Genomic DNA, 21,569 nt, shown 5'->3' on the forward strand with positions numbered 1-21,569 from the left:
CGGTGCGTTCTGCTGTGCTGTGTCGACGACTACGAATGAGACACGATTGTCCGTTTTGCGGCATTTTTCGTTCTGCATCCCCAGATTCGACCAGGTGGTCGGTTACCCCCGAGCCATCAGATTATGCCGGGTTCGCTACAGCGGTGCAACGTCCACCGACACGGCGATGGTGCTCTCCTCCGCCTCGGTGTAGATCACCCCGCGCAGTGGAGGTACATCGGCGTAGTCGCGTCCCCACGCCACGGTCGCGTACCGCTCGTCCACCAATTGATCGTTGGTGGGATCGAAGGCCAGCCAACGATCGTTCGGCATCCACACCGCAGCCCACGCATGGGTCGCGTCGACACCGATCATCCGCTCCTTGCCGGGCGGAGGTTCGGTGGCGAGATAACCCGACACGTACCTCGCCGCGAGACCCTGGGACCGCAAGCACGCGATCGCGAGACGAGCGAAGTCCTGACACACTCCCGATCGCGCGGCGAGCACGTCGACCACGGTGGTCGAGACCGTCGTCGAGCCCGAGAGATAGCGAAAATCGGTGAAGATCCGATGCGTCAGATCGACCACGACGTCCGCCAGAGGACGACCCGGCCAGAAGCTGGGTGCGGCGTAAGCGCGTACCTCGTCGGTGATCTCCGGGGTCGGCAGATCCAGAGCGAACTCCACAGCCGACGCGCGAGCCGGATCGGCAGGCACGTTCGCACCGAACAGCGCCATCCGAGCTGACTCCCACGACGCCGTCGCCGGCCACGACGTGGTTTCGTCCGCCGGGCGCGGATACACCTCCACGAGAGAATCCGCCGTCACCACCAGTTTCTCGTGGTCCTGGGTGACGTGGAAGTACACATCCTCGTTGCCGTAGACGTCGACACCGAAGGATTGATCGGTCGGTGCCGGCTCCACCGTGACCGACTTCTCCACGCAGTGCTGCCCGTCCATGTCGCGCGGAGCCAGGAATCCACGGCCGTAGGACGAGGTCACGCGGTCGGAGTACGTGTAGGTGGTGATGTGCTTGATTCGATACCGACGACTCATCACCGCACCCCGTTCGCAGATCGGATGTTCGAGCTGCCCCACAGCGGCTGCGTGCCGCCGGGCAACGACATGTGCGTGGCGAGGACGACGCGAGACAACTCCTCGAGTGAGTCGTGGATCCCGTCCACCAGTTCGAGCAACTCCACCCGGCGACCGTTCGCGTCGACCGACTCCAGATCGCCCGGGTCGACCCGTCGCAATCGCACCCGCATCTGCTCGACGAGCTGCTCGGGCCGTGACGTGCCCGAGGCATCGGGCAACGAACCCAGATCGTCCCGAAGCCGGTCGAGCTGGTAGACCAGCGCTCGCGGGTTGCCTTCGTCGAACAGCAACAGCTGCGCGACGGCCGCCGGACGCGCGCGCCCACTGTTGCGTCTGCGGTAGATCACCGAGGACTCGGCGGCGGACAACACCGAATCGATGACCGCCTGTTCCGTGGACGGAGTGAGAGCGTGACTCAGGGTGGCCGAGAGCAGCGCAGTCAGCTGCAGACCACGCTCGATCCGCTTACCGGCGTCCATCAGGTACCAGCCCGCGTCTCGCACCATCGATTCCGACGCCAGGCCGGACAGTGCGAGCAAACCACGCAGCACACTCGACTGCGACGACGCCAGTTGCGCGCCGTTGTGAACCGGCGACTCGGCCAGCTCCTCCAGCGCGGTGTCGATGCGGTTCAGAACCGCCCAGGTGTCGTTCGAGAGCTGGTCGCGTACCGCGCGCGCCGCTTGCTGCATCCGGTCCACCGATTGCGCCAGCGAACCCATACGGCCCGTCGACAGCATCAGCGAACGCATTTCCACGGTCGCGTCGACGTGGTTCTTCTCGTCGAGGAACCCCGGCGAGGTACGCGAGACCTTCGTGACCGCTTCGAGCAGGATCGGCAGACTGTCGCTGCCCTCGAGCCACGGCATCGAGCGGTAGTCCTGATTGCGTTCGCGCGCAGCGATCAGCAAGCGAGTCATGTCCTCGGCACGTTCGCTGTAGCGCCCGAACCAGAACAGATCACCGAGCACACGCGGAGAGCTGACGACATCGACGTTGGACGCGGCGTACTGCGGCAACTCCTCCACCGTGGCGGGAGGGGTGTGCGGGGCGGAGTCCGCCGGGGTGACCCGTTCCACCGACTTGACCCACACGTCCTTCGACGCCACCGTGATGAGCGGATCGGTGACCGGCGCGGTGAGCACCACCTGCCCCAGGCCGCCGCGCATCGGTGTGTACCCACCCCGTTGCGCAACCGTGAACAGCCGCATCCCCACCTGCGCAGGGGCTACCGCCAACTGCGACCCCGACTCGCCGTCGATCGACGAACCGACCGGAGCCAGCGAGAACTCGGGGACTTCCTGCCCGGTCCACTTCCACGGCTCGGCCACGATTCGATCCCACAGCTCCCTGGCTGCGACGTCGGTGAGATCGTGCCCCACCACCGTGCGACGCGAGGTGGTCGACCGCAGTACCAGCGAACGCAGCCGGCTGCCGATGTGCGAGAGCTGATTCGGGTCACCGCCCCAGTAGGTCCGAACCGAACCGAGAATCAGATCCTCGTCCAGCAGCGCACGGCTCAACGCCGGAAGCAGCGGAAGCAGAGCCGGGTTCTCGAGCACACCGCTACCGAGGGTGTTCACCACGCTCACGGCCCCGCGGCGTAACACCTCGACCAGACCGACGACACCCAGGTGCGAATCCGGTCGTAGATCGAGTGGGTCCGCGAACTCGGCGTCGACTCGGCGCAGCACCACATCCACCCGGCGCAACTTGCCGAGCGACCGCATCCACAGACAACCGTCACGGACCACGAGATCGGCATTCTCCACCAGCGGAAAACCGAGAACCGTTGCGAGATAAGCCTGATCGAATGCCGTCTCGGAGTGCGAACCAGGACTGAGCACCACCACGACCGGATTTTCGGCCGACGCGGGCGCAGCATCGCGAAGCGCCAGGCGCACCGCGCGTGCGAACGTCGAGAGCGGCCTCGGATTGCTCGCCTGGAACAACTCGGGCATCGCGCGAGACATCACCCGTCGATCGGCGAGCGCGTACCCCACTCCCGACGGTGCCTGCGTGCGGTCGGCGACGACTCGGAACTCACCGTCCGAACCTCGGGCGACATCGGCGGCATGCATGAACAGCTGATGCGGCCCCGGAATGGTGATCGCGTGCGCAGTGCGCAGATAACCCGGATTACCGAAGACCAACTCCGGCGGAATCAACCCCCGACGAACGGTTTCCTGGGCCCCGTAGATATCGGTGAGCACGGCGTCGAGCAGCATCGACCGCTGAACCAAACCGGCTTCCAGACGATCCCACTCATCGGCCGCGACCACCAACGGAACACTGTCCAACCCCCACCGAACAGCACTGGGCAATGCCTCGCTGCCACCCGACGGCGGAATGGGGTTGTACGTGATGCCATGGTCGTCGACCAGACGGCTCACCCGCGACTGCAACGTCTGCATGGCACCGGAGCCGGCCTCACGCATACCGTCGACCAACTCCGCCCAATGCGGACGAACGGCGTCGTCGGCGTCGAGCAACTCGTCGAACCGATCGACGCGACCGCTCACGGCCTCGCGCCGACCGCGATACGCGAGCCACGGCGACCCGGCACCACTCGAAACACCGTCGTTCCCGCCGGCTCCACTCGAGACATCGTCGTTTCTGCCGGCTCCACTCGAGACATCGTCGTTTCTGCCGGCTCCACTCGAGACATCGTCGTTTCTGCCGGCTCCACTCAGGGTGGTATCCACGGGCACCATCGAGCCGTTGTTCCTTCCGTCGGTCGATCACACTCCGCCGCCGGGCGGCTCCGCTTGCTGCGGACCCACCCGATACGCGTCGGACCGAGATCGCTACCGGTCGACTCGTTCTCCTGTGCAGTCGCGTCTCAGGACGTGATGACTCCGGTCCGGCGCAGGTCGAGCATGCCGGGCGCGGACACATCGATCGCTTGGCGAGCGTGCATCTCGAGCAATCTTGCTATGTCCACCTTCCCCGAGGTGAACCCGCCCTCCTCGAAGCGGCCGTTGCGGCGAGCCTCGGCTTCGACCGAGTTGACGGGCGGCCCCTCGTACGAGCGCCCGCCCGGATGCACGACGTGGTACGAGCATCCACCGACTGCGCGTCCGGTCTGCATTTCCACCAGGTCGAAACGCAGTGGACTCTGCACCTCGATCGTCGGGTGCAGAGCGCTCGGCGGCTGCCAGGCGCGGTAGCGCACACCGGCGACCTGAACGTCCTGACGCTCGGTGCGCACCATCGGTACCGGCACCCCGTTGCACGTCACCATGTATCGGCCCGCGTCGGCTCCGGCGACCCGAACCTGGATCCGCTCCACCGAGGAGTCCACGTACCGTGCGGTGCCGGAGGACGTCGACTCTTCGCCGAGGGTGTTCCAGGGCTCGATCGCGCCACGTAGTTCGATCTCGGCATCGCCGACCACGGTGGTGCCGATCCGCGGGAATCGGAATTCGGTGAACGGATCGAGCCAGCTGGTGTCGAAGTCGATACCGTGCTCACGGAGGTCCTCGGCCACGCGGCCGATGTCGCTGATCACGAAGTGCGGAAGCATGTATCGGCCGTGCAGATTGGCACCGTGCCGGATCAGCGGGGCCTCGAGCGGGGTGTCCCAGAATCGCGAGACCATCGATCGCACGAGCAGTGACTGCACCATCGCCATCTGATGGTGCGGCGGCATCTCGAACCCGCGCAGTTCGAGCAATCCGAGTCGGCCGCGGGTGGAGTCGGGGCTGTAGAGCTTGTCGATGCAGAACTCGGCGCGGTGCGTGTTGCCGGTGATGTCGGTGAGCAGGTGCCGCAGTGCTCGGTCGACCACCCAGGGCGAGGCCGATCGATCGGCCCCGGTCAGTCGCTTGATCTCGCTGAATGCGACCTCGAGCTCGTAGAGCGATTCCTCTCGACCCTCGTCGGCGCGAGGTGCCTGCGATGTGGTGCCGATGAAGCGGCCCGAGAACAGGTACGACAGCGACGGGTGCCGCTGCCAGTGAGTGAGCAGCGACACCAACAGATCCGGTCGACGCAGAACGGGTGAATCGACCGGCGTCACGCCGCCGAGAGTGATGTGGTTGCCGCCGCCGGTTCCGCGGGTGGTGCCGTCGTTGTCGAATCCTTCGGTGCTCAACCGGGACTGGCGAGCCTCGAGGTAGAGACGCTCCATCAGTTCGTTCTGTTCTGCCCACGAGGAGGTCGGTTGCACGTTGACCTCGATCACACCGGGATCCGGTGTGACAGTGAGGGTTTGGATACGCGGATCCGACGGCGGGCCGTAGCCCTCGATCACGACGGGGGTGTCGATGGTCGACGCCGCCTGCTCGACGCGTGAGACGAGGTCGACGAAATCGTCCAGTCGATCCATCGGCGGCATGAACACGTGCAGGATGCCGTCACGGACCTCGGCGACCAGAGCGGTGACGGCGGTGCCGCCGACCCTGGACGTCTCGTCGACCAACTGCGCGTACCGCGACTCGGCCGGGTTCACCGCGCGCGGCGGCTGCTGCGTGAGCTGCGGTGTCGGCAGATCCGGCTTGGGGGCGGTGGGGTCGGCCGGGTTCTCGACCGGTCCCCCGTCCCAGGAGATCGCTCGCAGGGGCAGCCGCAGGCCCGCAGGAGAATCGCCTTCCAACAACACGATTCGGCCACGGCGCAACTTCCAGTCCGAGCTCTCCCAGCCGGACCCGTCCTCGGTGCGCGAGATGGGCAGCACGAATGCCGCCGGCTCGTCGGTGCTGGCATCGAGCCGTTCGAGCAGTCGCTTCCTGGCGTCCGCGGAATCGGCTCCAGGTTCGAGGTCGTCGTCGTCGGCGGGCGGGTCACCGTAGGGCTGACGAACCAGGTCCAACAGTTTCACCAACGGGTCCTCGTAGGCGGGACGCGCTTGTGAGGCAGGCAGTCCGAGAGCCTTGACCAACTCGTCGATCAATTCCTGCGACGCCGAGTTGTCCACCGGTTCCGGGCGCAGATCCTCTGCCAACCAGGGATCGGCGATCAGGTCGGAGTCGTGCCACAGGGCTTGACCATCGGTGCGCCAGAACAATCCCACTTGCCACCGTGGCAGCGGCTCACCCGGGTACCACTTGCCCTGACTGCGTTGCACCAGGCCGTCCGGTGCATAGATGGTGCGAAGCCGTTCGGCGAGCACACTTGCCAGCTTGCGCTTGTGTGGGCCATCGGCCGTGGTGTTCCACTCGGGCGCTTCCTGATTCTCGATCGCGACGAATGTGGGCTCACCGCCGACGGTCAGTCGAATGTCCTGATCGAGCATCCGCTTGTCGATCTTCTCGGCTGTCGCCTTGATCGACTCCCACTGTTCGGCGGTGTAGGGCAACGTCGTTCGCGGATCCTCGTGGACGCGTACGACGGTGTTGGAGAAGTCGAGTTCGGCCTTGCACTTGCTCGTGGCACCGGAGATCGCGGCGGCAGTCGACGGGTGTGGCGTCGCCGACAGTGGAATGTGACCTTCGCCGGCGAACAGGCCGGAGGTCGGATCCATCCCGACCCAGCCCGCACCGGGGAGATAGACCTCGGTCCACGCGTGCAGATCGGTGAAGTCCTCCACCGGCCCGGACGGGCCGTCCAAAGACTTGACGTCGGAGGACAACTGAACCAGGTAACCCGAGACGAAGCGCGCGGCCAGACCCATCTGACGCAGGACCGACACCAGCAACCACGCCGAGTCGCGGCACGACCCGACGGCGGACGTCAGGGTCAGATCCGGGGTCTGCACTCCCGGTTCCATCCGCACCGAGTACCCGACGTCCCCCATCACGGCTTGGTTTGCCATCACGAGAAAATCGATGGTGCGCAACGACTCTCCGCGTTCGACGACGGCTGCCTGTAGCTTCTCCACCCATGCCGAGACCACCGGGCCCGGTCCTGATCCCGCCTTGCCCTCGTCCACCGGGCGCAGGTACGGCTCGAGGTCGGGAAGGTCGTGCTCCTCGTACGCGAACCCGAAGTGCTCGGCCCATTCCTCGACGAAGAAGTCGAGGGGGTTGATCGACGCCATGTCCGCGACGAGTCCGACGGTGATCGACAGGTGGTCGGTTCGCTCGGGGAAGACCACCCGAGCGAGGAAGTTTCCGAACACGTCCTGCTGCCAGTTGACGAAATGCTCCGCCGGTTCGATCTTCAGCGAGTACGCCTCGATGGGAGTACGCGAATGCGGTGCCGGTCGCAGCCGAATCTCGTGCGGAAAGATCTTGACGGTGCGGTCGAATTTGTAGCTGGTGCGGTGTTCGAGTGCAACCTTGATGCCCACGGCGAGCCCCTCGTGATAGTCCCGGTATGGGTAGAACACCCAACCCTAGTAGGACCGGGCCCGGTGCGCTCGGCGAGAAATCGTGTCCGAAATGTGCCGACCGGGCAGGCGCGTAGTCCTTGACACCCCCTTCGTGGTGCGGTTCGCTCAGCGAGAATCGAGTACTCGTTCGACGCACGTCACAGTTTGCAATCAAAGGGAATCTCGTGAGCGACAATCCATCCGACGGACCGCACTACGGCTCCGATCCGAACCGACCCCAGTACCCCACGAATCCAGCGTCCGGCTACCCGCCACCCGGCAACTACCCGCCCCCGGGCAACTATCCACCGCCGCCGGTCGGCGGCAACGCGGCCTTCGGCACGGGTTCCCCGCTGCCCGGCGGCGCGCAGCCCGGCAGCCTCGGCTCACGATTCGCCGCCCGCTTCCTGGATGGGCTCGTTCTCGCGGTCGTCCAGTTCATCCTGTACGTGATTCTCCCGAACGGGTTCTTCGGAACCGTGCTGCTGAGCCTCGCGTCCGCACTCCTCGGCTTCGCGTACTTCACGCTGCTCGAGTCCTCGCGTGGCCGGACTCTGGGCAAGCAGCTCCTCGGTCTGCGAACCCTCGGCGCATCGGGCGGACTGCCCACCCAGGCCGAAGCGGCCAAGCGCAACGCCTTCCTGCTGCTGAACGTGGTACCGCTGCTCGGCACCTTCCTGGTGATCGTGGCGTACATCGTCATTGCGGTGACCATCAACTCGAGCCCGACCAAGCAGGGCAAGCACGACGAGTTCGCCGGCGGAACCCAGGTCGTCGCCATCTCGTAAAACCCCATCCACGCACGAGCGGACCTTCGACACACGGCGGAGGCCCGCTCGTCTGCGTCCGGGTGTTCCACGGCCTCGACGCCCCGAATCACCCCATTGCTCCCGACCACAGACCAGGAGAACGACGTTGAGCGACAATCCGACCGGCGAACCCCGGCCCGGCGAGGGATCCGATCCCGACCGCACCGACACGCCCAACAGTCCCCCGCCGAGCACGGGAAACACCCCGCCGACTCCCGGCGGTCAGTACCCACCCCCGACCGAAAGCTACCCGCCGCAGGGCGGCTACCCACCTCCCGGCAACTACCCACCGCAGGGCAGCTACCCACCGCAGGGCGGCTACCCGCCTCCCGGCAACTACCCACCGCAGGGGAACTACCCACCACAGGGGAACTACCAACCGCAGGGCGGCTACCCACCTCCCGGCAACTACCCACCGCAGGGTGGTGCACCCGGCGGCTATCCACCGCAGGGTGGTGCGTACCCGCCGCCGCCCGGCACCTATGGAAACCAGGGCTACGGGCAGACGCCACTGGGTCCGAATCCCGGACGGCTCGACGTCGGGGCAGCGCTGAGTTACGGGTTCGACAAATTCAAGGCCAACGTCGGCCCATGGCTCGGAATCACCGCCATCGTGTGGGCCGTGACGGCTATCGGTCTCGCCGTGGTCTTCGCGTCGACGTTCACCGCGGCAATGGTGGCAGCCGACAGCGGCGACACGACATTCACGGCCACGACATCCGGGGTGGCCGTCGTGCTGACGGCGATCATCACGTTCGTGTCGTATTTCGTCAACGCCGCGTACGTTCGAGGTGCGCTGGACGAGACCGGTGCCCCGCAGAAGCCGTCGTTCGGTAGATTTTTCCAGCTCACCAACGTCGGCCAGATCGCCGTTCTCGCACTGATCTGGACGATCGTGAGTGTGGTGGTCAGTTTCATCCCGTTCCTCGGAACGGTCGTTCTGATCGTGATCGGCTTCCTCGCCAATTTCGCACTGACGTTCCTGATCGATCGCAATCAGACGGCGATCGAATCCATCAGATCGAGTGTCGACCTGACCGTGAAGAACTTCGGTCCCGTGGTGTTGCTCCTGCTGCTGCTGGCCGCGATCAACATCGTCGGTGCGCTGCTGTGCGGTCTCGGTCTGCTGTTCACCATCCCGATCTCGGTGATCGCAACCAACTACGCCTACCGCGTACTGACCGGTGGGCCGCTGTCCCCCGCACGCTGACCTGCCCGACAACAGACGACTGTCCCCGTAGCGCACAGCGCTACGGGGACAGTCGTTTTCGAAACTTCTCAGGCCTCGGCCGGTTCTTCCTTCTTCTCCGGCTTGAAGTCGACGCCCGATTCCTTACGCTGCTGCGGGGTGATCGGGGCGGGCGCGTCGGTCAACGGGTCGATGCCGCCACCGGACTTGGGGAACGCGATGACCTCGCGGATGGAGTCGACGCCGGCGAGCAGCGCAGTGATGCGGTCCCAACCGAACGCGATGCCGCCGTGCGGCGGTGCGCCGTAGGAGAAGGCGTCGAGGAGAAAACCGAACTTCTCCTGGGCTTCTTCCTTGCCGATACCCATGATCGCGAACACCCGTTCCTGAATGTCCTTGCGGTGGATACGAATACTGCCGCCGCCGATCTCGTTGCCGTTGCAGACGATGTCGTAGGCGTAGGCCAGTGCGGATCCGGGATCGGTGTCGAACGTATCCATCGACTCCGGCTTCGGCGACGTGAAGGCGTGGTGCACGGCAGTCCACGCACCGGATCCGACGGCCACGTCACCACTGGCGGTGGCGTCGGACGTGGGCTCGAACAGCGGAGCGTCGACGACCCACACGAATGCCCATGCCTTCGGGTCGATCAGGTCGAGCTTGCGAGCGATCTCGCCGCGCACGGCACCGAGCAAGCCACGTGATGCCTTGATCGGGCCCGCGGAGAAGAAGATCGCATCACCGTTGTTCGCGCCGACGTGCGCGGCGAGGCCGTCACGCTCGGCGTCGGTGAGATTCTTGGCAACCGGGCCACCCAAGGTGCCGTCCTCGCCGACGAGCACGTAGGCGAGGCCTTTGTGGCCACGCTGCTTGGCGAATTCCTGCCACCGGTCCAACTGCTTGCGGGGCTGCGATGCACCACCGGGCATGACGACGGCACCGACGTACGGGGCCTGGAACACTCGGAACGTGGTGTCGGAGAAGAAGTCCGTGCATTCGACCAGTTCGATGTCGAAGCGGAGATCGGGCTTGTCCGAACCGTAGCGACGCATCGCCTCGGCGTAGGTGATCCGTGGAATCGGAGCCGTGAAGTGGTGGCCGACGAGCTTCCACAGCGACGCCAGGATCTCTTCGGCCAGGAGGATGACGTCGTCCTGGGTGACGAAGCTCATCTCGACGTCGAGCTGAGTGAACTCCGGTTGACGGTCGGCGCGGAAATCCTCGTCTCGGTAGCACCGGGCGATCTGGTAGTAGCGCTCGATACCGCCGACCATGAGCAACTGCTTGAACAGCTGCGGGCTCTGCGGCAGAGCGTAGAAGCTGCCCGGCTGCAACCTCGCCGGCACCAGGAAGTCGCGGGCGCCCTCGGGAGTGGATCGCGTGAGCGTCGGAGTCTCGACCTCGACGAACTCGTGGTGCGCGAGTACCGAGCGGGCTGCTGCGTTGACGTGCGAGCGCAGGCGAATGGCGTGGCCCGGTCCCTCGCGACGCAGATCGAGGTAGCGGTACTTGAGCCGCGCTTCCTCGCCCGGCTGGTCGTCGAGCTGGAACGGCAGCGGCGCGGCCTCGGACAGGACCTCGATCTCGGAGGCCTCGACCTCGATCGCACCGGTGGGGATCTCGTAGTTCGCGTTGCCCTCCGGACGACCCTCGACCTTGCCGGTCACCTTCACCACGTATTCGGCGCGCAGGCGGTGGGCCTGCTCGAGTGCTGCGCCCTCACGGAAGACGACCTGGGACACACCGGACGCGTCGCGCAGATCGATGAAGATGACGCCGCCGTGATCGCGTCGGCGGGCCACCCATCCCGTCAGCGTCACGGTTCGGTCGACGTGCTCGGGGCGTAATGAGCCGGCGAGGTGGGTGCGCAGCACGGGTGTCCTTTCGAGAAAAATCCGCTGATCGTGTTGTTCGATCCTCGATCCTACGGAGCACATCGCCGTAGAAGGAAACGAGATCGCAACGCGGCATGCGAAGCTAAGGCCGACAGTGGCGGTATCGGTTCGCATCACAGATGCGCGCTCGGCGGAGGGGAACTCCAGCATGACGTTCAGAGAAGGCTCGCAATCGACACCAGGCCGAGTCTCCGTCGGTGGCAGCGGAGGGGGTGGCGGACGCCGCAAGTTGGCGATCGGAGGCGGCGCGGGTGGACTGGTCGTCATCGTCCTTGCCCTGCTGTTCGGCGGCGATCCCGGCGCGATCCTGAACCAGATCAGCGGCGGCGACAGTTCCGCCGGCCAGAACGACTCCGGGTCGTCCGGAACGCTCGACTGTGACGTCACAGAGGCGAACAGCAACGTCGACTGCCGGGTGGATTTCACGGTGGCGAGCCTCGATACCGTGTGGGAATCGCAGCTGCAATCGCAGACCGGCGTCGCCTACGTCCAGCCGGCCGTGAGATTGTTCTCCGGTTCGACCGGCACCGGCTGCGGCAACGCCACCAGCGCCGTCGGGCCGTTCTACTGCCCGGCCGATTCCACCGCCTACTTCGACACGAGCTTCTTCCAAGTACTCGTCGACCAGTTCGGCTCCAGCGGCGGACCACTCGCACAGGAATACGTGGTGGCGCACGAGATCGGCCACCACATCCAGAATCAGCTGGGCGATATCGGACGCGCGCAGGCCGATCCCCAAGGACCCGAGTCCGGTGGCGTCAAGGTGGAGTTGCAGGCCGACTGCTACGCGGGAATCTGGGCGCACTACGCAGCCGAGACGGTCGACCCGAAAACTGGAGTCCCCTTCCTCGAGCCGCTGACCGCTACCGACATCGACGACGCACTCTCGGCGGCGTCGTCGGTGGGCGACGACCGCATCCAGCAGGCATCCACCGGCCGCGTCAACCCCGAGGGTTGGACGCACGGTTCTTCTGCGCAGCGTCAGGCATGGTTCACCGCGGGCTACGAAACCGGACAGGTGGCGGCCTGCGACACGTTCTCGGCACGCGACCTGAACAACCCCTGATCATCCAGCTCAGAACAGGGTGAGAGCCGGCCCCGAGGTCACCGGTGCTCGGGGTTCGGCAGGCTCGTTGGCGGGCAGCGAGCGGGTCTGCTCGGCGGCGAACCCGTAGGTGTCGAGCAGCGGATCGATTCTCGCTTTGAGCCACTGCTTGTACTCAGGAGTCACATAGGCCCCGTGTCCGTAGAGCTGACGGTACCGACGCACCAACGCGGGGTGTTCCTTCACCAGCCAGCTCATGTACCAGTCCTTGGTGCTCGAACGCAGATGCATCGGCAGCGCCGTCACGGTTGTCGCACCTGCCTCTGCCAGGGCACCGATGAGGCCGTCCAACTGCTTGGCCCCATCGGTGAGAAACGGAATCACCGGTGCCACCAGAACGCCGCAGTCCAGGCCCGCGTCGCGGACCGCACGAACGAGATCCAATCGCGCTCGTGGACTGGGGGTTCCGGGCTCGAGCTGCTTCTGCAGGTCGGCATCGTGAATGGCCAGGCTGATGCTCACCTGCACCTCCACCTGCTGCGCAGCCAGCGTCAACAGGGGCAGATCACGCCGCAGCAGTGTGCCCTTGGTGAGAATGGAGAACGGCGTCCCGGATTCGGCCAATGCTCGAATGATCCCCGGCATCAACCGATATCGCCCTTCCGCGCGCTGATAGGGGTCGGTGTTGGTCCCGAGCGCCACCGGCTCCCGTTTCCACGACCGGCGCGCGAGTTCCTTGCGCAGTACCGCAGCAACGTTCGTCTTCACGACGATCTGCGAGTCGAAGTCGTTGCCGGAGTTCAGATCCAGATATTCGTGCGTCGGGCGGGCGAAGCAGTATCGACATGCGTGCGAGCACCCGCGCATCGGATTGACGGTCCACGAGAAGGGCACCTGAGATTCGCTCGGCACTTCGTTCAGAGCGCTCTTGCACAACACTTCGTGGAAGGTGATGCCCTCGAACTCGGGCGTCTGGACGCTGCGGACCAGTCCCGATCGCTCGAGCCCCGGTAGCGCCCCGTCGTCCGCGGCATCGAGAGTCTGGCCGGCCCATCGCATGCACACAGTCGAACATTTGTTCTATGTCGTGTCAAGGGCGGCTCTCCCCCGCGGATCCCCGCTCGGGCATGGTCACCGGAAGGCGATAGCGTAGGTCCCCAGCCGATCCTAGGAGTGCACCACAAGTGACCGCCCCGAACACACCGACCCTCGAGCCGATTCTGCGTCTCGGCCTCACCCTCGGACCGGGAATCGACGTCGGCTCGGTGCCGGCCGGTGAGCGGGTGGTCACCACCGTGCTCGGCGGCGCAGCTCCCGGCCCCGACATCGAGGGCACCCTCGCCGCCGGGTCGACCGTCGTCAGCGTGACGCGGCCCGACGGATGCACCGAGTTCAGCACCGACCTCGTCCTGGAGTTGGCAACCGGCGGTTATCTCTCGCTCGACTACCGCGGAGTTCAGTTCGGGCCGGCCGAGGTGATCGACGCTCTGAACGATCCCGAGCGTGAGGTGGACCCCGCCACGTACTACTTCCGCGGCACCCTTCGCGTGTCGACCGCGGTCCCGAAGTTCACCTATCTCAACCGTGCGCTCGTCGTCACGTCCGGATCTCGCTCGGCCGAAGCCGTCGTACTCGACGCATTCCTGGTCACCTGATCCCGGCTCAGTCGAGCAGGTGGGCGACCTCCCGGTCGGTCAGAGTCGCCTGCGGAGTTCGTCCCTTGCTACGGACGAGTTCGACGGCGCGGTAGAGCGGCCGTTGGTCGAGCCCGGCGTCGCGTGCCTCGGCGCGCAGCTGATCGACCAGCACCGATGCGATCGCCGCAGCCGGCACCAACTCGGTGGTCCACAGCGAGTCGGCGAGGGTGCGCAACGACAGAATCGGCAGTTCCCGGCCCCCGTCCCTGGTGTAGAGCGCAAGCGGAACCACGACGTGTGTACGCCCGTCGTAGAGCCGTAGCGAGATCTGATCGATTCCGGCCGTCCGAATGGTCAGTTCGGCGGTCACCACCTCCGGCATCTTCAGTCGGCGCGTGCGCAACCCTCGTGCACACAGTTGCGGACCGTCGAGCCAAATCCGGCGGCGCAGACCGAGCCAGCCGGACAGTACCGCGGGACCGCCGACGATCACTCCGACGAGAACTGCGACCCACACCGGCGCGAACAGCGCCAGCACGACGGCGACAACGATCCCGATCGCCGCCGACCCGACCATGATCTTGCGCAGGCGCGGTTTCAGGAACTCCACCGAGACCAGGTCCAGTGCTACCGGCCCCGCGTTGGACCGGGAGTCACCGGGCGGGGACTCACCGGGCGGGGACTCACCGGGCAAGACGCGCTCCGAGGGCGTCGACCACGTCGGCCATCGGAACGGTGTCCTGCTCACCGTTCGAAAGGTCCTTCACCAGAACCGCTTCGGCAGCGAGTTCCTGATCCCCGAGCACCAACGCGAAACGTGCTCCGGATCGGTCGGCGGCCTTCATGGCACCCTTGATTCCGCGATTCCCGTAAGCCATGTCCACCGCTATTCCTCGTTCGCGTAGCTGAGCCGCGATGTCGACGATCGCCAGCTTCGCACCGGCACCCATCGGAACACCGAAGACCTGGCATCGTGCCGTCGCGCCCGCAGTCTTGCCCTCGGCGGCCAGGGCCAGCACCGTGCGGTCGACCCCGAGGCCGAACCCGATTCCGGAGAGCGCCTGCCCGCCGAGCTGTTCCATCAAACCGTCGTAGCGGCCGCCGCCGCCGATGCCCGATTGTGCGCCGAGTCCGTCGTGCACGAATTCGAACGTCGTCTTGGTGTAGTAGTCGAGGCCACGCACCATTCGCGGGTTCACCAGGTACGGGACGTTCATCACGTCCAGGTAGGCCAGCACTTCGTCGAAGTGTTCCTTCGCCGAATCCGAGAGGTGATCGAGCATCAGCGGTGCGTCCGCGGTCATCGCGCGCACCTCGGGCCGCTTGTCGTCGAGCACACGCAGCGGGTTGATCTCGGCACGTCGGCGAGTGTCCTCGTCGAGCGGAAGGGCGAACAGGAACTGCTGCAACAGCTCTCGGTACTGCGGGCGACAGGTGTCGTCGCCGAGCGAGGTGATCTCGAGCCGGAAGCCGGTCAGACCCAGGGCCCGGAAACCGGCGTCGGCCACGGCGATGACCTCGGCATCCAGTGCAGGGTCGTCGACGCCGATCGCCTCGACGCCCACCTGCTGCAGCTGCCGGTAGCGGCCGGCCTGCGGGCGTTCGTAGCGGAAGAACGGCCCGGCGTAGGCCAACTTGACCGGTAGCGCTCCCCGATCCAGTCCGTGCTCGATCACCGCGCGCATGACTCCGGCGGTGCCCTCGGGGCGCAGCGTCACCGATCGGTCTCCGCGATCGGAGAAGGTGTACATCTCCTTGCTCACCACATCGGTCGACTCCCCGACCCCACGGGCGAACAGGCCGGTGTCCTCGAAGATCGGCAGTTCGATGTGGCCGTAGCCGGCGGTGCGGGCTGCGTCGAGCAACCCTTCGCGTACGGCGACGAACTCGGCCGAGTTGGGCGGGAAGTAATCGGGAATGCCCTTGGGCGCGGAAAAGGCGGTCGGCTTGCTCACGCTCACAGCTTTCCTTGCCCGGGGTCGGTGAGTCCAACGAGGAACGGGTTGGATGCGCGCTCCTGGCCGATCGAGCTCTGTCCGCCGTGTCCCGGGAGCACCACCGTGTCGTCGCTCAGAGGGAGCAGCCGAGTCGCGATGGAGCGCAGCAGTTGATCGTGATCGCCGCCGGGCAGATCGGTGCGCCCGATCGACCCCGCGAAGAGGGTGTCCCCGGTCAGAGCCAACGGAACCGAGCCGTCGGGCCCGTCGGCGTGAGCGAGGAACACCACCGATCCCTGAGTGTGCCCGGGGGTGTGTACCACCGTGAATTCGATTCCGGCGAGTTCGAGCCGTCGACCGTCCGTGAGCTCGATCACCTCGGCCGGTTCGTGGAACTCGAGGTCGCCCAGTACCGCCGCCAACGTCGGGCCGGTTCCCTTGATCGGATCGGCCAGCATGTAGCGGTCCTCGGGTGCGATGTACGCCGGGATGCCGTACTTTGCGCAGATCGGCTCCACCGACCACGTGTGGTCCAGATGGCCGTGCGTGAGCAGTACTGCGGTGGGGGTGAGCGAGGACTGCGTCAGGAAGTCGATCAGCGGATCCGCGGCGTCCTGACCGGGATCGACGACGACGCACTCGGACGCGTCGTCCTGGGCCAGGATGTAACAGTTCGTCTGAAACATGCCTGCGGGGAATCCGGTGACGAGCAAGACAAACGCTCCTAAATGGCTGAGGCCGAAGTACCGAACAAGCTTAGTGGGGCCGATCCCGTCGGGTCCCCCCAGCATGCTCTCAGGCAGTGATGGCAAACTCGCGTTGGCCGATTCTCGGCCGATTACCACACGATCGGTCCGTGCAGCGAGCGGGCGAGGTCGTTTTTCGACAAGCGGGAGGAACACGAATTGCCCAGCAACGAGCAACGGCGCGAGGCTGCCAAACGAAAGCTCGAACGCCAACTCGTACGCCGTGCCGAACGAGCCCGGCGTCGTAAGCAATTGACGATCGCCGGTTCCATTCTCGGCGTCGTTGCGGTGGTGGCCGTCGTCTCGGTCGTGTTCGTGGTGACCCGCGGTGACGACGATGCCAGTACCGCTCAGGAATCCTCGACGTCGGCACCCGCCGATTCGATCATCGCAGCCGGACGCACCGAGCCGTTGCCCGAGACGGTGAACTGCTCCTACCCCGCCGCGGCGGGGCCTGCGGCCAAGCCGAACACTCCCCCGCGCACCGACAACGTGCCGACCAGCGACGAGCCGCTGAGCTACAGCATGACCACGACTGCGGGAAACATCGGTCTGACGCTGAACAACCCCGAGTCTCCCTGCACGGTCAACAGTTTCGTCTCGCTCGCCAATCAGGGTTACTTCGACGGCACCACCTGCCATCGACTCACCACGGGCGCGGGTCTGCAGGTTCTCCAGTGCGGCGATCCCACCGGCACCGGCTCCGGCGGGCCGGGCTACCAGTTCGCCGACGAATTCCCCACCGATACGTTCGCCGAAGGCGACCCTGCCGCGCAGACCCCGATCTCCTACCCACGTGGAACGTTGGCCATGGCCAATGCGGGCCCGGGAACCAACGGCAGCCAGTTCTTCCTCGTCTACGGCGATTCCGAACTGCCGCCCGCCTACACCGCGTTCGGCACCATCGACGAGACCGGACTCGCCACCCTCGACGCCATCGCGGCCAAGGGAGTCGAAGGCGGCGCGTCCGATGGAGCCCCCGCCGAACCGGTCGACATCACGTCCATGTTGAGCGACCTGTGAACCGCGCCTCGGCTCTGACGATCGCGATCTCGGCCACCGCGCTGGTTCTCGCAGGGTGTTCCGGTTCGGCCGAACCGGCAGCTGCGCCGGCCACCACGCCGTCGTCGACGACCACCACGACAACCGAGGCACCCGCGCCGCGGCCTGCACTCGATCTGTCCCGTTTCGGGGCTCTGCCGCCCGTGCCGCAGCCCACGACCGACACGGTCTCCTGCTCGTATCCGGAGCAGTCTCCGGCCGTCAAGCAGGTCACCGCTCCGGCTACCGACAACGTCGACGTGTACGGAACCGTCGATGTGACGTTGTCCACCACTGCAGGTCCGATCGGCATCACACTGGACCGGACACCAGCACCGTGCACGGTCAACAGTGTCGTGAGCCTCGTCGAGCAGGGGTACTTCGACGGCTCACCCTGTCACCGACTGACGACGTCACCGGGCCTCGAGGTACTGCAGTGCGGTGACCCGTCCGGTTCCGGTCGAGGCGGACCGGGATACACCTTCGCCAACGAGTACCCCACCACCGCGTACACGGACGATCCGGCGCAGGCCGAGAACCCGGTGGTCTACCCCCGCGGAACGCTGGCGATGGCCAATGCCGGCCCCGACACCAACGGCAGCCAGTTCTTCCTGGTGTACGCCGATTCGGTGCTGCCGCCGCAATACACGGTGTTCGGCACCATCTCGGACGCCGGTCTGCAAACCCTGGACGCCATCGCAGCGGGCGGGGTGACCGGTGGCTCGGAAGACGGCGCACCGGCGACTCCGGTGATCGTGGAATCGGCAACGGTGTAGCTCCGATAGAACGACGAGAGGGTGAGCAGAGATTCTCTGCTCACCCTCTCGTCGTTCTCCGGACCGCTCAGGCGGCCGACGTCAGCCGATACACGTCGTACACGCCCTCGACGTTGCGCACGACGTTCAGCACGTGCCCGAGGTGCTTCGGGTCACCCATCTCGAACGTGAACTTGCTGATCGCCACCCGGTCCCCGGACGTGGCAACCGATGCCGAGAGAATGTTGACTCGCTCGTCGGCGAGCGCCTTGGTGACGTCGGAGAGCAGTCGGTGACGGTCCAGTGCCTCGATCTGGATGGCGACCAGGAACACCGAGGACGCCGACGGTGCCCACTGAACCTCGATGAACCGCTCGGACTGCTCTTCCAGCGATCGTGCGTTGGTGCAGTCGGTGCGGTGGACACTCACCGATCCACCACGGGTGACGAATCCGAGGATCTCGTCTCCCGGCACCGGCGTACAGCACTTCGCAAGTTTCGCGACGACGCCCTCGGCACCGGTGACCAGCACGCCCGCGTCGCCGACCTGACGGGGTCGAGTGGGAATGGTCGACGGTGTCGACCGCTCGGCGAGCTCTTCCTCGACGTCGCCGACTCCACCGAGATGGGCGACCAACCGCTGCACCACGTGGCGAGCGGATACGTGATTCTCGCCGACCGCGGTGTAGAGAGCGGAGACGTCGACGTACCGTAGCTCGTGCGCGATCGCCGACATGGACTCGGCATTCATCAAGCGCTGCAGGGGAAGTCCGCCTCGACGGACCTCCTTGGCGATGCCGTCCTTGCCTGCCTCCAGGGCTTCCTCGCGACGCTCCTTGGCGAACCACTGGCGAATCTTGGTCTTGGCTCGCGGTGAGGCGACGAATCCCTGCCAGTCCCGACTCGGGCCTGCGGTGGCAGCTTTCGAGGTGAACACCTCGACCACTTCACCGTTGTCGAGTGTCCGTTCCAGGGCGACGAGTCGACCGTTGACCCGCGCGCCGATGCAGCGATGTCCCACTTCGGTGTGCACGGCGTACGCGAAGTCGACCGGGCACGATCCGGCAGGCAGGGTGACGACGTCGCCCTTGGGGGTGAAGACGAAGATCTCCTTGACCGCGAGGTCGTAGCGCAGCGACTCGAGGAACTCCCCCGGATCGGCGGCTTCTCGCTGCCAGTCGAGCAACTGGCGCATCCACGCCATGTCGTCGACCTCGGCGTTGTCCTGCGAGTGCTTGCCCTTGGTCTCCTTGTACCGCCAGTGTGCCGCGATGCCGAACTCGGCTGTGCGGTGCATGTCGCGCGTACGAATCTGCACCTCGAGGGGCTTGCCCTCCGGTCCGATCACCGTGGTGTGCAGCGACTGGTAGACGCCGTAACGCGGCTGTGCGATGTAGTCCTTGAAACGGCCCGCCATCGGCTGCCACAGCGAATGCACCACGCCGACAGCGGCGTAACAGTCACGGATCTCGTCGCACAGAATTCGGACGCCCACGAGGTCGTGGATGTCGTCGAAGTCGCGACCCTTGACGATCATCTTCTGGTAGATCGACCAGTAGTGCTTCGGGCGACCCTCGACGACCGCGCTGATTCTCGACGCGGCGAGCGTCGCGTTGATCTCGGCCCGAACCTTCTCGAGGTAGGTGTCGCGGGACGGTGCCCGATCGGCGACGAGCCGCACGATCTCGTCGTACTTCTTGGGATGAAGAATCGCGAACGCCAGGTCTTCGAGCTCCCACTTGACCGTGGCCATTCCGAGCCGATGGGCAAGCGGCGCAATGACTTCCAACGTCTCCTTGGCCTTGCGCGCCTGCTTCTCCGGGGGCAGGAACCGCATGGTGCGCATGTTGTGCAACCGGTCGGCGACCTTGATGACCAACACCCGCGGATCTCGCGCCATCGCGATGATCATCTTGCGGATCGTTTCGCCCTCGGCTGCGGTTCCGAGCACGACCTTGTCGAGCTTGGTCACCCCGTCCACGAGATGGGACACCTCGTCGCCGAACTCCTCGGTCAGCTTGGCGAGCGAGTATCCGGTGTCCTCGACCGTGTCGTGCAGCAGAGCTGCAACCAGCGTTGTCGTGTCCATCCCCAGCTCGGCCAGAATGTTGGCCACGGCGAGCGGATGCGTGATGTAGGGATCGCCGGACTTGCGCATCTGCGAGGCGTGCAGCTCGTCGGCAACGTCGTAGGCCCGCTGCAGCAGCGTCAGGTCTGCCTTGGGATAGAGCTCACGGTGCAGGCTGACGAGTGGCTCGAGCACCGGTTTGACCGCCGCGCTGCGCCCAGCGGTGATGCGGCGCGCCAGGCGTGCGCGGACCCGCCTCGACGCGGAGGTGGGAACGGGTGCCGAATTACGGGTTCCGGACGGAGCCTGCGAATCGGTCGCCGCCGGGTCGTGGGGAACCGGGCCGTGGGGAACCGGAGCGTCGACGGCCGGGCGGACACCGCCGGACGCGGACTCGTCGGTCGTGACGACGTCGACTCCGGTCCGATCGGTAACTCCGGTCCGATCGGCAACTACGGGCCGCTCGGGGACGGCAGGCCCGTCGGGCAAGGGTTGATCGATGTATCGGGTCACTCTCATCACCTCCTGCCACACATTCCGCGCTGTCGTCGAAACGTCAACGCATTGTGACAGAGACTTTAGTCCTCATACTCGAACCAGGCAGCCGAGCGGGTAGCCACTGCACTTGTCGCGCCCGCCCAGAACGGCGATCTCGAGAACGACAGCGGCACCGACGATCACCGCTCCCTGCTCGGTCAACAACCGAGCCGTTGCATCGACGGTACCGCCGGTCGCCAGCACGTCGTCGACCACGAGCACTCGTTTTCCGGCCACGTCGATCGCAGTCGGGATCTGCAGTGCGGCGGTTCCGTACTCGAGTTCGTACGACCGTGAATGCACCGGAGGCGGCAGCTTGCCCGCCTTGCGCACCGCCAGCACACCGCACCCGAGTTCGAGGGCAACTCCGGCACCGAGCAGGAACCCCCGTGCATCGATACCCGCCACCAGGTCGACGTCCTCGAAACCCTGCGCCAGCTCCGACACGACACTGCGTAACGCCGGTCCGTCCGCGAACACCGGCGTCAGATCGCCGAAGCGAACGCCCGCGACGGGGAAGTCGTCGACCCACCGTGTCAGCCTGGTCACCGCGGCGGCAGCACCCGCTCGCTCGTCCACG

The 21,569-nt window shown here is 65.9% G+C and carries 16 protein-coding genes; 6 read left to right on the top strand and 10 right to left on the bottom strand.

The annotated features are described in order from the left end of the window. Nucleotides 1-135: 135 nt before the first annotated feature. The 3 genes from CH249_RS22390 to CH249_RS22400 all read right to left on the bottom strand — a co-directional run bounded on the left by CH249_RS22390 (nucleotide 136) and on the right by CH249_RS22400 (nucleotide 7,309). Nucleotides 136-1,035 (bottom strand): transglutaminase family protein, encoded by a 900-nt coding sequence (locus tag CH249_RS22390; protein ID WP_045199773.1) that lies wholly within the window; start codon nucleotides 1,033-1,035, stop codon nucleotides 136-138. After that, a complete protein-coding gene (locus CH249_RS22395) occupies nucleotides 1,035-3,791 on the bottom strand; it encodes a circularly permuted type 2 ATP-grasp protein (protein ID WP_373453524.1) in 2,757 nt (918 codons plus the stop codon). Before CH249_RS22395 ends, CH249_RS22390 begins: the two co-directional genes overlap by 1 nt. 128 nt (nucleotides 3,792-3,919) lie before the next feature. Then, nucleotides 3,920-7,309 (bottom strand): DUF2126 domain-containing protein, encoded by a 3,390-nt coding sequence (locus CH249_RS22400; protein ID WP_094682928.1) that lies wholly within the window; start codon nucleotides 7,307-7,309, stop codon nucleotides 3,920-3,922. Nucleotides 7,310-7,515: 206 nt separating this feature from the next. On the opposite strand from CH249_RS22400, the gene CH249_RS22405 reads away from it, so the two are divergent. Together CH249_RS22405 and CH249_RS28075 are read left to right on the top strand one after the other, a co-directional pair. Beyond that, a complete protein-coding gene (locus CH249_RS22405) occupies nucleotides 7,516-8,118 on the top strand; it encodes an RDD family protein (protein WP_256988415.1) in 603 nt (200 codons plus the stop codon). A 127-nt stretch (nucleotides 8,119-8,245) separates the two neighbouring features. Beyond that, nucleotides 8,246-9,349: a hypothetical protein gene (locus CH249_RS28075; protein WP_179273202.1), complete on the top strand. Its 1,104-nt coding sequence runs from the start codon at nucleotides 8,246-8,248 to the stop codon at nucleotides 9,347-9,349. 68 nt (nucleotides 9,350-9,417) lie between these two features. On the opposite strand, the gene aspS is transcribed toward CH249_RS28075, so the two are convergent. Then, nucleotides 9,418-11,202: an aspartate--tRNA ligase gene (aspS, locus tag CH249_RS22420; RefSeq protein ID WP_094647959.1), complete on the bottom strand. Its 1,785-nt coding sequence runs from the start codon at nucleotides 11,200-11,202 to the stop codon at nucleotides 9,418-9,420. Nucleotides 11,203-11,371: 169 nt separating this feature from the next. Between aspS and CH249_RS22425 the strand changes: the two genes are divergently transcribed. Continuing rightward, the gene (locus CH249_RS22425) at nucleotides 11,372-12,289 is read left to right on the top strand and encodes a neutral zinc metallopeptidase (RefSeq protein WP_094682930.1); all 918 of its coding nucleotides are present in this window, start codon (nucleotides 11,372-11,374) and stop codon (nucleotides 12,287-12,289) included. 9 nt (nucleotides 12,290-12,298) lie between these two features. Here the strand turns inward: CH249_RS22425 and CH249_RS22430 are convergent, their stop codons facing one another. Beyond that, nucleotides 12,299-13,327 (bottom strand): Rv2578c family radical SAM protein, encoded by a 1,029-nt coding sequence (locus CH249_RS22430; protein WP_094630041.1) that lies wholly within the window; start codon nucleotides 13,325-13,327, stop codon nucleotides 12,299-12,301. A 125-nt stretch (nucleotides 13,328-13,452) separates the two neighbouring features. Between CH249_RS22430 and CH249_RS22435 the strand changes: the two genes are divergently transcribed. Next, nucleotides 13,453-13,923: a DUF3237 domain-containing protein gene (locus CH249_RS22435; protein ID WP_094682806.1), complete on the top strand. Its 471-nt coding sequence runs from the start codon at nucleotides 13,453-13,455 to the stop codon at nucleotides 13,921-13,923. A 7-nt stretch (nucleotides 13,924-13,930) separates the two neighbouring features. On the opposite strand, the gene CH249_RS22440 is transcribed toward CH249_RS22435, so the two are convergent. Genes CH249_RS22440 through CH249_RS22450 form a run of 3 tightly spaced genes read right to left on the bottom strand, consistent with a single transcriptional unit; the run spans nucleotide 13,931 to nucleotide 16,555 of the window. After that, nucleotides 13,931-14,599, bottom strand: coding sequence for a hypothetical protein (locus tag CH249_RS22440; RefSeq protein ID WP_256988417.1), 669 nt, complete (start codon nucleotides 14,597-14,599; stop codon nucleotides 13,931-13,933). Next, on the bottom strand, nucleotides 14,589-15,860 hold the full coding sequence (hisS, locus tag CH249_RS22445) for a histidine--tRNA ligase (RefSeq protein ID WP_032397971.1): 1,272 nt from the start codon (nucleotides 15,858-15,860) through the stop codon (nucleotides 14,589-14,591). The genes CH249_RS22440 and hisS overlap by 11 nt, the downstream gene beginning before the upstream one ends. A 2-nt stretch (nucleotides 15,861-15,862) precedes the next feature. Beyond that, entirely contained in the window at nucleotides 15,863-16,555 is a 693-nt protein-coding gene (locus CH249_RS22450) for an MBL fold metallo-hydrolase (protein ID WP_094630043.1), read from the bottom strand. Between the two features lie 192 nt (nucleotides 16,556-16,747). On the opposite strand from CH249_RS22450, the gene CH249_RS22455 reads away from it, so the two are divergent. Together CH249_RS22455 and CH249_RS22460 are read left to right on the top strand one after the other, a co-directional pair. Beyond that, nucleotides 16,748-17,611 carry a peptidylprolyl isomerase gene (locus CH249_RS22455; RefSeq protein ID WP_094630044.1) on the top strand — a complete coding sequence of 288 codons (864 nt, stop codon included), beginning with the start codon at nucleotides 16,748-16,750 and terminating at the stop codon, nucleotides 17,609-17,611. Then, the gene (locus CH249_RS22460) at nucleotides 17,608-18,405 is read left to right on the top strand and encodes a peptidylprolyl isomerase (RefSeq protein WP_256988418.1); all 798 of its coding nucleotides are present in this window, start codon (nucleotides 17,608-17,610) and stop codon (nucleotides 18,403-18,405) included. Before CH249_RS22455 ends, CH249_RS22460 begins: the two co-directional genes overlap by 4 nt. 67 nt (nucleotides 18,406-18,472) lie before the next feature. Here the strand turns inward: CH249_RS22460 and CH249_RS22465 are convergent, their stop codons facing one another. Further along, entirely contained in the window at nucleotides 18,473-20,965 is a 2,493-nt protein-coding gene (locus CH249_RS22465; RefSeq protein WP_179273203.1) for a bifunctional (p)ppGpp synthetase/guanosine-3',5'-bis(diphosphate) 3'-pyrophosphohydrolase, read from the bottom strand. Between the two features lie 72 nt (nucleotides 20,966-21,037). Continuing rightward, nucleotides 21,038-21,568, bottom strand: coding sequence for an adenine phosphoribosyltransferase (locus CH249_RS22470; protein ID WP_373453533.1), 531 nt, complete (start codon nucleotides 21,566-21,568; stop codon nucleotides 21,038-21,040). Nucleotide 21,569 lies beyond the last annotated feature (1 nt).

Origin of the sequence: Rhodococcus sp. 05-2255-3B1, assembly GCF_002258545.1 — a bacterium.
In the GTDB taxonomy this organism is placed as follows: domain Bacteria; phylum Actinomycetota; class Actinomycetes; order Mycobacteriales; family Mycobacteriaceae; genus Rhodococcoides.

Coding starts and splice junctions, on each gene's coding strand:
- CH249_RS22430 (WP_094630041.1), bottom strand. CDS start 13,327: ATGCGATGGGCCGGCCAGACTCTCGATGCCGCGGACGACGGGGCGCTA.
- CH249_RS22425 (WP_094682930.1), top strand. CDS start 11,372: ATGACGTTCAGAGAAGGCTCGCAATCGACACCAGGCCGAGTCTCCGTC.
- CH249_RS22395 (WP_373453524.1), bottom strand. CDS start 3,791: ATGGTGCCCGTGGATACCACCCTGAGTGGAGCCGGCAGAAACGACGAT.
- CH249_RS22390 (WP_045199773.1), bottom strand. CDS start 1,035: ATGAGTCGTCGGTATCGAATCAAGCACATCACCACCTACACGTACTCC.